Consider the following 13,778-nt stretch of genomic DNA (forward strand, 5'->3'; position numbering starts at 1 on the left):
CCCCCGAGCGTGGGGACGTGGCATGTCGGATGGCAAGGGGGAACAGCCCTCCTCGTGGGTGAAGGACCTTCTCACCAGCCTCGCGGTGACCGCCGTGCTGCTGCTGGTGGTGGCGGGCGCGGGCGAAGCCTATTTTCGCCTCACCCGCCCCTTCCTGAACGGCGACTGGCCCCTGACCTTCGTCGATGATGTGGGCTTGCTCTTCACTCCCGGCGGGGTGGCACGGGCCACCAACGACCTCGACTTCTGGACGGAGCAGAAAGCCAATTCGCAAGGCTTCCTCGCCGAGGAGCCGCAGGTCTCAAATCCCAAGGCGTGCCGGATCGCGGTCATCGGCGACAGCTTCGTCTCGGCGCTGGAAGTTAAGATCGAGCAGAAGCTGCCACGCCAATTGATGAAACTGGCAGCCGCGCAGGCGCCTCCTCTGGATCTGGCGGTGGCCGCCTATGGTTATGGTGGCACCGGCCAACTCAACCAATTGCCCTTCTACGACAAGTTCGCCCGCGCCTTCCGCCCGCGCATCGTGCTCCTGGTTTTCGTGGGCAACGACTTCGCCAACAATTCGGCGGTGCTGGAAGGCATCCGGGGCGGCATCGATCCGGATCACCCCCACCGCATGTATGCCCGCCGCGCGCCCACCGGCGGCTTCGAGCCTCTCCCGGTGGACAATGCGGGTTGGCGCAGCCACCTGCTGGAGGTTCCGACCCGCACCCGCGACTTCATCCCGCGCGCGAACACCTACCTCGTCACCCATTCCTATTTCTACGCCTGGATCTTCACCAAGCTGGCCATGGTGGCCCCACAGGCGGCCGCCTGGCTGTCGGGCCAGGACATGGGGCAGCTCTTCAAGGAGCGCGCCCGGCTGCTGGCGCAACGGCCGGGCAATGAAAAGCTGCTTGAGGGCTGGGACCCCGCGCGCAACACCTCCACCAACGCGACCATGCTGAGCATGGACGCCCCCTTCTCCTGGCCGCAATTGCCGCCCGCCTTCCAGGAGGCCATGGCCTTTTCCGGCTATGCGCTGGACGAATTCAAGGCCCGCGCCACCCGCGACGGGGCGAGCCTCCTCATCCTGTCCATCGAATCCATGCGCATGGACGAACCCACGGGGCTGCGCTTCAAGCGCCTGAAAGAGCTGGCGGACCCGCGCGGCATCCCGGTCATCGACATGTACGACTATATGGTGCGCCAGAAGCTGCCGCTCGCCGGCGCATCCTTCGCCCATGACGGCCACTGGACACCGGCGGGCCATGCCGCAGCGGCACAAGCGGTCTTACAATACCTCGATGCGCATCGGGATCTGTGCGTTCCGCCGGTGGCGGCCAACTGACCCTTCGGCTGCCCTTACGTTCCCGCTTCAGCCGTCCCCGCCCCCCCCTTGGAGACGGGCATCTTCCATGCAAGATGTGGCATCCCGCCGCGGCGGCCGTTCTCCATCCGCCGGCTCGAAAGGAGCCTGAGGTTTCCATGGCCAGTGCCTATGTGATCGCCCCTCCCGCCATCCCCGCCTTGCCCGTCGTGGGCTCCGAGGGTCTTTTTCCCGTGCACCGCATCTATTGCGTGGGCCGCAACTTCGCCGACCACGCCATCGAGATGGGCCACGATCCCAATCGCGAGCCGCCCTTCTTCTTCCAGAAGAACGCCGACAACCTGGTGGTGGGCCCCTCCGTCCCCTACCCCCCGCGCACCAGCGACATGCATTATGAGATCGAGCTGGTGGTGGCGCTGAAGAGCGGCGGCGAGAACATCAAGGTGGAAGACGCCCTGAGCCATGTCTATGGCTATGGGGTCGGCATCGACCTGACTCGCCGCGACCTCCAGGGCGAGGCCAAGAAGCTCGGCCGCCCGTGGGAAGTGGGCAAGGCCTTCGAGCAGTCCGCCCCCTGCACGGCCCTTGTCCCGGCGGAGACCATCGGGCACCCTTCCGAAGGGCGGATCTGGCTGTCGGTGAACGGCACCGTGAAGCAGGACGGCAACCTCAACCAGATGATCTGGAAGGTGCCGGAGATGATCGCGGAGCTGTCCACCCTGTTCCGTCTCGCCCCCGGCGACGTGATCTTCGCCGGCACTCCGGCTGGCGTCGGCCCGGTGAAGGCGGGGGATCGGCTGGAAGGCGGCGTCGATGGCGTCGCCACGCTGGACGTGACCATCATCTGATGAGGCGGGGCCCGGCCGGCGCCGGGCCCCGTCCTGCTCAATCCAGCTCGAAGGCCGTCTCGTAGTTCAGCTTGAGGGCCGGGTCCTGGTCTTCTTTGCGCAGGAAGCAGTTGCCCACCGCCAGCACCTCGATCTCGGTGCCCATGAAGCAGCGGAAGGCATCCTCGGGGGTGCCCACGATGGGCTCGCCGCGCACATTGAAGGACGTGTTCACCACCAGCGGGCAGCCAGTCAGCGCCTTGAAGCGCGAGATGAGCGCGTGGTAGCGCGGTGCCGTGTCCGCCGTGACCGTCTGCAGCCGGGCCGAATAGTCCACATGGGTCACGGCCGGGATGTCGGAGCGCGGCACGTTCAGCTTGTCGATGCCGAACAAGGCCTGCTCCTCTTGGGTCATGGCGCGCCGGCGGCGCTCCACCACCGGGGCGACCATGAGCATATAGGGGCTGTCATCGTCGAACTCGAACCAATCCGCCACGTCCTCGCGCAGCACGGAAGGGGCGAAGGGGCGGAAGCTCTCGCGATACTTGACCTTGAGATTTAACGTCTTCTGCATGGTGGGCGAGCGCGGATCGCCCAGGATCGACCGCCCGCCCAAAGCGCGCGGCCCGAATTCCATGCGCCCCTGGAACCAGCCCACCGCCTTCTCATCCGCCAGTGCCTGGGCGGTGGCATCCACAAGGGCGGCATCGTCCAGCACGGTAAAGACCGCGCCCGCCGCCGTCAGCCGCCGCTCGATGTCCGACTGTTCGTAGGCGGGCCCCAGATAGGCGCCGCGCATGCGGTCGGTGCCCGAGATGCGGGGCTTGCCCGCATGGATGTGGTGGGCGGCCAGCGCCGCCCCCACCGCCCCGCCCGCATCCCCTGCCGCCGGCTGCACATAGATGTCCTCGAACAGCCCGAGCCGGTGCAGCACCCCATTGGCGACGCAATTGAGCGCCACGCCGCCAGCCATGCACAGCTTCTTCTGCCCGGTCTCGCGGGCGAGCGACCGGGCGAGGCGCTCCACCACCAGCTCGGTCACCTTCTGCACGGAAGCGGCCAGATCCATATGGAACTGGGTCAGTTGCTCCTCAGGCTTGCGGGGCGGAGCGCCGAACAGATCGTGGAAGCGCCGGTTGGTCATGGTCAGGCCGACGCAATAGTCGAAATAGCTCTGGTCCAGCCGATAGCTGCCATCGGGCTTCACATCGATGAGATGGTCCAGGATGGTCTGGACAAAACGCGGCTCGCCATAGGGCGCAAGGCCCATCACCTTATACTCGCCGGAATTGACCTTGAAGCCGGTATAATAGGTGAAGGCGGAATAGAGCAGCCCCAGCGAATGGGGGAAATGGATCTCCTTGAAGATTTCCAGGCTGTTGCCCCGGCCGATGGCGGCTGAGGTGGTCGCCCACTCGCCGACACCGTCGAGTGTCAGGACCAGGGCTTCCTCGAAGGGCGAGGGGAAGAAGGCGCTGGCGGCATGGGAAAGATGATGCTCGGTGAAGAGCAGCTTGCCCAGCGCGTCGAAGCTCTTGTCGAACCCCTTCAGCTCCTTGGCCAGGAGATCCTTCTGGAACAGCTTCTCGCGCAGCCAGAGCGGCAGCGCGATGCGGAAAGACGAGAACCCTTTGGGCGCGTAGGAGACATAGGTCTCCAGCAGGCGCTCGAACTTCAGGAACGGCTTGTCATAGAAGACCACATGGTCAAGATCCGACAGGCCTATGCCACCCGCCTCCAGGCAATAGCGGATGGCATGTTCAGGAAAGCGGGGATCATGCTTGCGGCGGGTGAAGCGCTCCTCCTGGGCGGCGGCGATGATCTCGCCATCCACCACCAGGGCAGCCGCGCTGTCGTGATAAAGGGCCGACAGGCCGAGAATGCGCACGGCGCCCTCAGAACATGGTGTAGATGAAGGGGGCAACCGCCGATCCCTTGGCCAGGATCAGGAGCCCGCCGAGGATGGCCATCAGCACCAGCATGGGCAGCAGCCAGAACTTCTTGCGCGCCCGCAGGAACTGCCACAATTCGGAAATGAACCCCATGGAACCCCCTTGTCCGCAGGCCGGCGGATCAAGGGATCGAGCCGGGGCGGCATTGTCTTGTGTTTCGGCGGGAAGACGCTGCGCCGGCTAGAACTGGCGCGCCATACTCTCGCCGGTCGGGCCGGGTGGCTGGCGGGTGATCCAATAGGTGGGTGCCCCGCGATCGAAGGCGAGGGCGAGCGGCCGCTTGCCGAGAAGGCGCATCACGAGGGCCGTTGGCACCACGGCGCCGAGGAAGATGACGGCCATCACCAGCGGATTGACCACCTTGTGCAGCAGGAGGCCGAACCGGAACCACAAAAGGTTCAGCCGATGCAGCGCCTGCGGACGGACCTGCGCCAGCACCGCGAAGGCAAGGCCGATGAGGGCCAGCACTGTCGCCAGGACCAGGCGGTCGTGATGAAATTGGAAGCCCGAGACGATCAGCAGGAAGACGGCCATGATGCGGCCGAAGGATCGGTCCGAACTCTTCAGTTGGTCCGGATCGCGGGAATAACTTTCAAAGGCCCCCGAGGGCGCGGCCTTGGGCATGGCGTCCCACCCCTGTTCTTGTACAGCCACCGGCCGAAGCGCGGCGCCCCCGCCATACACAGGGTTGCGGTAGCATGGAGGGGCGAACGTGGCAATATCGGGCAGGAGGCGCGACTGGCCCTCATCTGGCGCACGCCACGCTTTCCTCCCGCGCGGACGCGCATTAGTGTTCCCCGGCGGCGCAAGGATGTTCGGGACAGATGGGGCAGCGGACCAAAGCCACCAGGACGGAGCCGCGGGACAAGAGCGCCTTCCAGCGCGCCTGCCTCGCTTTGGAGGCCGCCCTGGCGGGGCGCATGCTGGAGGACGGTGCGCGCGCCCGGCGGGTGGAGGGGCTCGCCCTCAATCCCGGCAGAGAGGACGCGCCCGCCTTGGTGCGCGGCGTGCGCTTCATGGGGCTGGGCCGGGAAGGCCCTTCGGCGGCGGACTGCGTGCGCCAGGGCGATGCCCAACGCGAGCAGCGCCGCTGGCGCAAGGCCGCCTCCTTCTATGCGGAAGCGCTGCGCCTGAAGCCGGAAATGACCCACATCTGGGTGCAGCTCGGCCACGCCCACAAGGAATCCGGGCAGATGATCGGCGCGGAAGCGGCCTATCTGCGGGCGCTCAGTGCCGATCCCATGAACTGGGACACCCACCTGCAGATGGGGCATCTGCTCAAGATCACCGGTCGCCGCGACCAGGCCGCCCTCGCCTATCTCCGCGCCCTCGACCTGGAGGAGACGGCGGAGGACCCGCTTTCCGAACTGGTGCACATGCTGGCGCAGGACCAGGTGGAGGTGACCGCCGCCCTCGCCGGCGCCCTGGAAGCGTTCCCACGGGCCAGCGAACGCATCCACCTGCATGTTCAGGACAGCCTCCACCGCATCGCCGAGCGCCCCCTGCTGGGGCGCGGAGCGGGTGGCACATTGACCCAGCGCCGGCAGTTCGTGCGGGATGCCTTCCTCGGCGTGCTCGGCCGCCATGCGGACGACGAGGCTCTCGCCTTCTATGCGGATGCGCTGGCGGCAGGCATGGCCCGGGTCGATCTGCTGCGCGAACTGGTCCATGCCCCCGAGCTCGGAGCCACAGCCAATGCCCAGTTGAAGGACGCCCTGAACGAGCTGGCTCTCGAAGTGGAGGCGCGCCTCGCGCTGAAGTCCGGGCTTCCCATTATGCGCACGGATTCGGAAGTTGCCGAGGCAAGCCCTCATGCCCTTGCGCACTCGCTTCACGGCGCGCTCGTCACGCTGCTCGACAGCTGAGCGCCCTTTCCCGGTTTCCGCTTTGGCGGCTCTCATGTTGACCCGGTTCCCGCGCCGTCCCATAAGCCGGGCATCGAGGTGACGGCATGCTGACCAAGAAGGGAAAATACGGGCTGAAGGCGGCGGTGCATCTCGCCAGCCTGGCGCCAGGTGCGTCCGTCCAGGTGGCGGAAATCGCGGACGCCAACCAGATCCCGAAGAAATTCCTCGACGTGATCCTCGGCGAATTGCGCAATGCCGGCTTCCTGACCAGCAAGAAGGGCAAGCTTGGCGGATATCGGCTGGCCAAGCCGCCGGAGGACATCCTCGTGGGCGAGATGATCCGCGCGCTCGACGGCCCCCTGGCGCCCTTCCCTTGTGCCAGCCGCAACGCCTATGTGCCGTGCGAGGATTGCAACGTCGCACATTGCCACGTCCGCCTGCTCATGGGCCGGGTGCGCGATGCCATCGGCACCGTGCTGGACACCTGCACGCTGGCCGAGATGCGCGATCTCGACCAGGATTCCCTGCAGTCCTTCGTCGACTATATCTGACACCCGCCCGCGCTTGCGCGCGGCCATGCGGCCTGTAAGCTGCACTGCAGCATGGATCGAGCGCGCGCCCCCGCCCGGTCGCGGGCCGGCAGCCGGGCGTCTGTGTGGCGGGTGAAAGGGTCCTGGCATGAGCCTCCTGGGCATTCGCGGCAGCTTCTTCGACTTCATCGATGATCCCTGGAAGCACGTGGGCGCCGAGAGCGAGGCCGCCCGCTTCCTGGCCGACGGCCTTCTGGTGGTGGAGGACGGCATCATTCGGGCTTTCGGCCCGTTTGCGGACGTGTCCCCTGCCTATGCGGACATCGAGGTCCGCCATTTTCCGGACCGGCTCATCCTGCCCGGTTTCATCGACGGGCATATCCACTTCCCACAGACGCGCATGCTCGGCTCCTATGGCGAGCAATTGCTGCCCTGGCTGAAGAAGTGGGTGATCCCGGAGGAACTGCGCTACAAGGATCCCGCCTATGCGCGGGAGGGCGCGGCGCGCTTCTTCGATGCCCTGCTCGCCTCCGGCACCACCACCTGCCAGGCCTTCACCACCGCCTCGCCCGTCTCCACCGAAGCCTTCTTCGAGGAAGCCAGCCGCCGCAATGTGCGCGTCATCGCCGGCCTTACCGGCATCGACAAGAACGTGCCGGAGGACTTCACCGACACGCCCGAGAATTTCTACGCGGACAGCACCCGCCTCATCGCCCGCTATCACCGCAACGGCCGCAATCTCTACGCCATCACGCCCCGCTTCGCCCTGGGGGCGAGCGAGGCGCTCATGTCCGCTTGCGAGCGGCTGAAGCTGGAGCATCCCGACTGCTGGGTGAACACCCATATTTCCGAAAACCCCGCGGAATGCCGCGGTGTAATGGAGCTCTTCCCGGACTGCCCGGACTATCTGGCCGTCTACGAAAGCTATGGCCTGGTCGGCCCCAAATTCTCCGGCGGCCACGGCGTCTGGCTCTCCGACGGGGAGTTCCGGCGCCTGTCGCAGGCGGGGGCAGCCCTCACCTTCTGCCCCTGCTCCAACCTCTTCCTGGGCTCCGGCCTGTTCCGGCTGGGGCGCGCGACGGACCCGGAGCACCGGGTGCGCCTGAGCTTCGGCTCGGACATTGGCGGCGGCAACCGCTTCTCCATGCTCAATGTGCTGGATGACGCCTATAAGGTGGGCATGTGCAATGCCACGCTGCTCGACGGCAGCGTCGATCCCGCCCGGCGCGATCCGGCGGAAGCCGAGCGCAACAAGCTCTCGCCCTACCGGGCGTTCTGGTCGATCACGCTGGGGGGCGCGGAGGGGCTCTATATCGACGACATGCTGGGCAATTTTGAACCGGGCAAGGAAGCCGACTTCGTGGTCCTCGACTGGAACGGGGGGCCGGCCGCGCTGCCCTGGCGCCAGTCCATGGTCCTGGAAGGCAAGCGCCCGCACTCCATGGAAGAGGCCGCCGGCCTCCTGTTCGGCCTCATGACGGTGGCGGACGAGCGGGCGGTGGACGAGACCTGGGTGATGGGCCGCAGGCTCTACAAAAGAGCCTAGAGCATGTCCAGGCGAAGTGGGCACCCGTTCGCGTGAAGGAAATGCGTTGAAGCCAGAAGATGGAGCGCTGCGGCGTTGCCATGACACACTGAAGCACTCGAAACGAAGGCGAGGCCTGCGGGCGCTCAGACGTAGAGCAAGGTCTGCATGCTGGTGACACGGCTGTCCGCGCCGAGCCCCTCCAGCAGCACGGCGCAATTGCGCCCGCGCCCCTTGGCCATGTACAGCGCCTCGTCCGCCCGGCGCACCAGCGTCTCGACCCGTGCGCCGGCGCCCACCACGGCGGTGACGCCGCCGACGCTCACCGTGGCGGACAAGCGCGAGCCGTCCGGAAGAGGAACCGAGGTGGCCTCGACCACCTTGCGAATGCGTTCCGCGATCACCCGCGCGCCGGCACTGTCGGTGACCGGCAGCACGATGGCGAATTCCTCCCCGCCATAGCGGGAGGCCAGGTCCCCCGGCCGCAGCAGCGAGCGGCGGATGCTGGTGGCGATCTCGCGCAAGAGTTCGTCACCCACCAGGTGGCCGTGCCGGTCGTTCACCAGCTTGAAGCGGTCCGCATCCACCATCACCAGCGAGAGGAATGAGCCGTCGCGGGCCGCCCGCTGCAGCTCGACGGCCAGGTAGCGGTCGAAATCGCGGCGGTTGGTCAGCCCGGTCAGGAAGTCGGTGGACGCCGCGAGCTTCAGCCGGTCGGCCATGGAGAAGCTCCGGATCAGGGCACGCTGCACCACCGCCACCAGGAACAGAATGAGCCCGCCCACGCAGACCGTGAGCAGGCCCACGACGATGGCCTGCATGCGCCACGGCTTGAGCACCGTTTCAATGGGGATGGAGATAATCAGAACCAGCGGAAAGCCGGGGATGCGCTTGTAGAGGAAGTACTTTTCCTTCTGCTCATACATCGAGACGGCGGTGAACCCGCTGGAGCGCCCTGCGGCGATGGCCTGGAACACCTCGTTGCCCGCAACCGGGACGCCCGCGCCATGGTTCGGCTCCGCGGTGGGGCGACGCTCTACCACTGTCCCGTCAGTCCGCATGAGGGTGAGGATGCTGCCCGGCCCCAGATCCAAGGCAGAAAAAAGCTCGTCGAAATAGCTGGAGCGCAGGCTGGCGGCGACCACGCCGCCGAAAGATCCATCCGGGTTTGTCAGGCGCCGGCTGAAGGTGGTCTGCCAGATGCCAGGCTCGAGCCCGGCATCGCTGGGCTTGCCGAGGAAGGTGCCCACATCGCGGTCGCGCTGGGCACGGAAGAAGTCCCGATCGGAAAAGTTGCCGGACCGGGGCACGGGAGAGCGGGAATCGAACACGATGTCTCCCCGCGGCGACAGCACCAGGACCGCGTCCACGTGCTCCGCCGCTGTCGCGCGGTCGAACAGGATGAGGTTGCGCAATTCGGGCGAGACGAACTGAATCTCCGTGTGCCGCAGCCCCTCCTGGACGCCCGCCAGGGACACCTCGATCAGCGTGAGGTTGCGCTCAATGGCGGCGACGAGCGTGGTCAGCACATTGTCGGCGCCGCGCACCGCATTGGTCCATGTGTCCTGCCGCGCCTGCCAAAGGGTGTAGCTCTGAATGGCGACAATGGCAGCCACCATCAGGACGGCTGCCATCATGATCAGCCCCCGACCCGCAGTCTGCCGAAGCAAGTTGGCGGCGCCCTGCCCCCACACCGTCACCCGCGCCCCTCCAGCGCTGAAGACGCCTCGTCTTCAAGGGTCCAAGCATCCGCCTGCGCCCCGCAAGGCTTCACACTCTCAAAGCGAAGATAGCGGCTGATGCGCGCGATGGGAAGCTAGAGACCCTCGCCTTTGCACTGCCACGCATGACGCCACGCGATCCACGCAGAAAATGGGCAGGCGGAACTTTGTCCGACAAATAGACAAAGATATTGCAAGAGCGAGACAAACATCTCGCAACTGCTTACAAAATAAGAAAAGCTGAGAGCATGTTCCGCTGTTGACAATGTCCGATCACGCGGTGTTAGGTTCTGTCGGCTTATGATGGACCAGCGATGATTGCGCCTTCCCAGACCCGCTTCGAGCGCATTCAGGTGGCTCCCGCCTACCAATTGGTGGCGGAGGCGATCGAGCGCGAGGTTGTGTCGGGGCGCCTTCTGCCGGGCGAGCCGGTGGGCACGGAGGCCGAACTGGTGCGCCAGTTCGGCGTCAATCGCTCCACGGTGCGCGAGGGCATCCGGGCGCTGGAAGAGAGCGGCTTCATCCAGCGCGGGCCGGACCGGCGCCTCTATGCCTGCCTGCCCCGCTACAGCCGCCTGTCCTCGCGCATGAGCCGGGCGCTGGCGCTGCACGAGGTGACGTTCCGCGAATTGTTCTCGGTCTCGCTGGTGCTGGAAGTGACCGCGGCGGAGGAGGCAGTGGCTGCCGCGACTCCCGAAGCCATCGCGGAGCTGGAGGAGAACCAGAAGGAGCTGGAAGCCGCGAGCGCCGCCAACGATCCGATCCGCATTTCGCAGGTGGACTTCGACTTCCATGTCCTCCTGGCCAAATCCACCGGCAACCGGGTGCTGACGCTGTCGCGCGAGCCGTGCAGCCTGCTGTTCTTTCCCACCTCAGAGCTCATCTGCCGCCGCGTGCCCGAAGGGCCGGGACGCATGATCTTCGCCCATCGCCAGATCATCGACGCCATCACGGCGCGGGACCTGGAGGCGGCGCGGCTGTGGATGCGCCGGCACATTTATGACTGGCGGCGCGGCTTCGAGCGGGCCGGGCGCGATCTCGACGAGCCGGTGGAGCGGGTCTATGCCCGCAGCCTGCCGCAGCACATGACACTGTAATTGAACGCTCCCGTCCGGCGCGCCAACGCCACCGGGAGAAAAGGCACCACAACATCCGCAAGAGCGCGCCCAAGCGCCGTCGGGAGGGAGGAAACCATGACGGCACCAGCCGCAGGCGGCGTCGTGCGCGCCCATCAGGGCAAAGGCCAACCGTGCCACGGGGAGCGCACGGCCCGCATCGCCATCGGGTCCGCATGGCCCGCGGGAGGCGCCGCATGAGCGCGCCCATCCTCTCGGTCGATGCCATGAGCCTGTCCTTCGGCGGGCTGAAGGCGCTTTCCGGCGTCACCTTCGACGTGGCGCCGGGCTCCATCACCGCCGTGATCGGGCCGAACGGGGCGGGCAAGACCTCGCTCTTCAACTGCATCTCCGGTTTCTACCACCCGAGCGAAGGCGCCATCCGCTTCGAGGGGCAGGATATTTCCCGCACCCATCCGCCCGAGCGCGCCCGCCTGGGCCTCGCCCGTACTTTCCAGAACATCGCCCTCTTCCGGGGCATGACCGTGCTCGACAACATCAAGCTCGGCCGCCACGCCCACATGAAGACCTCGCTGCTGGAGGCGCTCCTCTATTGGGGCCGAGCGCAGAAGGAGGAAATGGAGCTGCGCGCCGAGGTGGAGGAAAAGATCATCGACCTCCTGGAGATCAACCACATCCGCAACCAGCCGGTGGCAACCCTGCCCTATGGCCTGCGCAAGCGGGTGGAACTGGCCCGTGCGCTCGCCATGCGCCCGAAGGTGCTGATGCTGGACGAGCCGGTGGCGGGCATGAACCGGGAAGAGACCGAGGACATGGCCCGCTTCATCCTCGATGTGAAGGAGGAATGGGGCGTGACCATCCTCATGGTGGAGCATGACATGGGCATGGTGATGGACATTTCCGACCATGTGGTGGTGCTCAATTTCGGCCAGGTGATCGCGCGCGGGCGGCCGGCGGAGGTGACTGCCAATCCGGACGTGATCCGCGCCTATCTCGGCGGCACGGACCTTGAGGCGCTCCAGCGCCGCATCCAGGGACGGGAGGCGGCGTGATGGACTTCGACTGGCTGTTCTTCTTCGAGGTGACGCTCGCGGGCCTCGGCAATGCGGCGCTGCTGGCGCTCACCGGCCTTGCCTTCGTGCTCATCTACAAGGCCACCCGCGTGGTGAACCTCGCCATCGGTGAAATGCTGATGGTGGGCGCCTATCTCTTCTTCTCCTTCACGGCGGGGCTTGGCCTTCCCACTTATGTGGCCATCCCCGCCGCGCTGGTGGGCGGTGGCTTTCTCGGCGCGGTGCTGGAGCGCACGATCATCCGCCCCATGCTGGGCGAGAATGCCATTTCGGTCTTCATGGTCACCATCGGCATCGGTTCGGTGCTCATGGGCCTGGCTGAGATCATCTGGGGCGCGGCGCCCACTGCCTTGCCGGATTTCATGGGCGGCGGCGCGGTGTTCATCTTCGATGCCTATGTCTCGCGCAAGGTGGTGATCGGATTTACCGTCTCCTGCGCCGTCATCGCCGCCTTCCTGCTGGTGTTCCGCTTCTGGCGCGGCGGCATCGCGCTGCGCGCCACCGCCACTGACCAGGCGGCGGCCTATTCCTGCGGCATCAATGTGCCCGCCGTCTTCTCGCTGGCCTGGGTCTTCGCCGGCATGGCGGCTGCGGGCGCGGGCGTGCTGGTGGGCGCGGTGGGCGGCATCTCGCCGGCCATGGGCGTGTTCGGCCTTTCCGCCCTTGTGGTGGTGATCGTGGGGGGCCTGGATTCCATCTCCGGCGCGCTCATCGGCGCCATCCTGGTGGGGCTCATCGAGGCCTGGGCCGGCACCTTCCTGGGCGGTGAATACAAGATGCTCGCCACCTTCAGCCTGCTGATGCTGGTGCTGCTGGTCCGGCCTTACGGGCTGTTCGGCACGGTCGAGATCGAGAGGCTGTGACATGCGCATCGGCACGCTGAAAGAAACCTACGCCGCCGACGAGGCGCTCTTCGACACCGCCACCCAGCGCGCCTGGCTGGTGGTGCTGGCGGTAGCCCTCGTCGCCTTGCCGTTCGTCGCCAACGAATACTTTCTCTATCTGGCCTGCCTGGTGGGGATCCACATCATCTCAACCACGGGCCTCAACATCCTCACCGGCTTTACCGGCCTCGTCTCGCTGGGCCAGGCCGCCTTCATGGGGGTGGGCGCCTATACGGTGGCGGTTCTGGAGGGGCGGCTCGGCACGCCGGCCCTGCTCAACCTCCTGCTCGCCGGCATCATGACCGCCTTGGTCGGGGCGGTGGTGGGCCTGCCGAGCCTGCGGGTGAAGGGGCTTTACCTGGCGATGGCCACCATCGCGGCCTCCTTCATCCTGCATTTCGTCTTCGCCAACTGGTCCTCCGTGACCAATGGCGTGTCCGGCATCAATGTGGCCCCGGCCTCCGTCCTCGGCCTCACCTTGTCGCGTCCCTTCGCGCTCTATTGGCTGATCCTTCCCCTGATGGCGGTCATGGTGCTGGCGGCGGCGAACCTGTTCCGCACCCGCATCGGCCGGGCGTTCATCGCCATCCGCGACCGGGACATTTCCGCCGAGGTGCTGGGCATTCCGCTCTTGCGCTACAAGCTCATGAGCTTTGCCCTCTCCTCCTTCTATGCGGGGGTCGCCGGCGGACTGTGGGCCTATTTCTTCCGCGTGGTGACGCCGGAGAGCTTTCCCTTCGTCTATTCCATCTTCTTCCTGGCCGCCGTGATCGTGGGGGGGATGGGGACGATCCTGGGCGGCATTCTCGGCGCCATCTTCATGACCATGGTGCCGGAAGTCTTGAAGTTGATGGTGGGCGTGCTCTCCCCCATCCTGCCCGATGCGGTGGCCATTCTCTCGCCGGTGCGCACCATCGTGTTCGGTGCGCTCATCATCGGCTTCCTGATCTTCGAGCCGCACGGACTTGCCGAGATCTGGCGGCGCACGCGGCGCTTCTTCCATCTGTGGCCGTTCAAGACCTGACGACGTGACA

The 13,778-nt window shown here is 66.3% G+C and carries 13 protein-coding genes; 9 read left to right on the forward strand and 4 right to left on the reverse strand.

Features of this window, described 5'->3' with window-relative positions:
* Positions 1 to 22: 22 nt before the first annotated feature.
* Positions 23 to 1,330 carry a hypothetical protein gene (locus J5J86_RS04640; protein WP_209103719.1) on the forward strand — a complete coding sequence of 436 codons (1,308 nt, stop codon included), beginning with the start codon at positions 23 to 25 and terminating at the stop codon, positions 1,328 to 1,330.
* Between the two features lie 137 nt (positions 1,331 to 1,467).
* Positions 1,468 to 2,157, forward strand: a complete 690-nt coding sequence (locus J5J86_RS04645) for a fumarylacetoacetate hydrolase family protein (protein WP_209103720.1) — start codon at positions 1,468 to 1,470, stop codon at positions 2,155 to 2,157.
* 37 nt (positions 2,158 to 2,194) lie between these two features.
* Here the strand turns inward: J5J86_RS04645 and J5J86_RS04650 are convergent, their stop codons facing one another.
* The 3 genes from J5J86_RS04650 to J5J86_RS04660 form a co-directional block, all read right to left on the reverse strand.
* Entirely contained in the window at positions 2,195 to 4,024 is a 1,830-nt protein-coding gene (locus J5J86_RS04650; protein WP_209103721.1) for a carbamoyltransferase family protein, read from the reverse strand.
* Between the two features lie 7 nt (positions 4,025 to 4,031).
* A complete protein-coding gene (locus tag J5J86_RS04655) occupies positions 4,032 to 4,181 on the reverse strand; it encodes a DUF5989 family protein (protein WP_209103722.1) in 150 nt (49 codons plus the stop codon).
* 87 nt (positions 4,182 to 4,268) lie between these two features.
* Positions 4,269 to 4,712, reverse strand: coding sequence for a hypothetical protein (locus J5J86_RS04660; protein WP_209103723.1), 444 nt, complete (start codon positions 4,710 to 4,712; stop codon positions 4,269 to 4,271).
* 200 nt (positions 4,713 to 4,912) lie between these two features.
* Here J5J86_RS04660 and J5J86_RS04665 point away from each other — a divergent pair, with 200 nt between their 5' ends.
* The 3 genes from J5J86_RS04665 (at position 4,913) to guaD (ending at position 8,011) form a co-directional block, all read left to right on the forward strand.
* Positions 4,913 to 5,953: a tetratricopeptide repeat protein gene (locus J5J86_RS04665; protein WP_209103724.1), complete on the forward strand. Its 1,041-nt coding sequence runs from the start codon at positions 4,913 to 4,915 to the stop codon at positions 5,951 to 5,953.
* 86 nt (positions 5,954 to 6,039) lie between these two features.
* Entirely contained in the window at positions 6,040 to 6,486 is a 447-nt protein-coding gene (locus tag J5J86_RS04670; RefSeq protein WP_209103725.1) for an RrF2 family transcriptional regulator, read from the forward strand.
* A gap of 127 nt (positions 6,487 to 6,613) precedes the next feature.
* Positions 6,614 to 8,011: a guanine deaminase gene (gene guaD, locus J5J86_RS04675; protein ID WP_209103726.1), complete on the forward strand. Its 1,398-nt coding sequence runs from the start codon at positions 6,614 to 6,616 to the stop codon at positions 8,009 to 8,011.
* Between the two features lie 125 nt (positions 8,012 to 8,136).
* On the opposite strand, the gene J5J86_RS04680 is transcribed toward guaD, so the two are convergent.
* Positions 8,137 to 9,627, reverse strand: coding sequence for a sensor domain-containing diguanylate cyclase (locus J5J86_RS04680; RefSeq protein WP_209103727.1), 1,491 nt, complete (start codon positions 9,625 to 9,627; stop codon positions 8,137 to 8,139).
* Positions 9,628 to 10,025: 398 nt separating this feature from the next.
* On the opposite strand from J5J86_RS04680, the gene J5J86_RS04685 reads away from it, so the two are divergent.
* The 4 genes from J5J86_RS04685 (at position 10,026) to J5J86_RS04700 (ending at position 13,768) form a co-directional block, all read left to right on the forward strand.
* Positions 10,026 to 10,808 carry a FadR/GntR family transcriptional regulator gene (locus tag J5J86_RS04685; RefSeq protein WP_209103728.1) on the forward strand — a complete coding sequence of 261 codons (783 nt, stop codon included), beginning with the start codon at positions 10,026 to 10,028 and terminating at the stop codon, positions 10,806 to 10,808.
* Positions 10,809 to 11,023: 215 nt separating this feature from the next.
* Positions 11,024 to 11,839, forward strand: coding sequence for an ABC transporter ATP-binding protein (locus J5J86_RS04690; RefSeq protein WP_247658049.1), 816 nt, complete (start codon positions 11,024 to 11,026; stop codon positions 11,837 to 11,839).
* Complete coding sequence (locus J5J86_RS04695) at positions 11,839 to 12,723, forward strand: branched-chain amino acid ABC transporter permease (protein ID WP_209105239.1); 885 nt, start codon at positions 11,839 to 11,841, stop codon at positions 12,721 to 12,723. Before J5J86_RS04690 ends, J5J86_RS04695 begins: the two co-directional genes overlap by 1 nt.
* A 1-nt stretch (position 12,724) precedes the next feature.
* The gene (locus J5J86_RS04700) at positions 12,725 to 13,768 is read left to right on the forward strand and encodes a branched-chain amino acid ABC transporter permease (RefSeq protein ID WP_209103730.1); all 1,044 of its coding nucleotides are present in this window, start codon (positions 12,725 to 12,727) and stop codon (positions 13,766 to 13,768) included.
* The last annotated feature ends 10 nt before the right edge of the window (positions 13,769 to 13,778 follow it).

It is taken from the genome of Aquabacter sp. L1I39 (assembly GCF_017742835.1).
Classification (GTDB): Bacteria; Pseudomonadota; Alphaproteobacteria; order Rhizobiales; family Xanthobacteraceae; genus L1I39.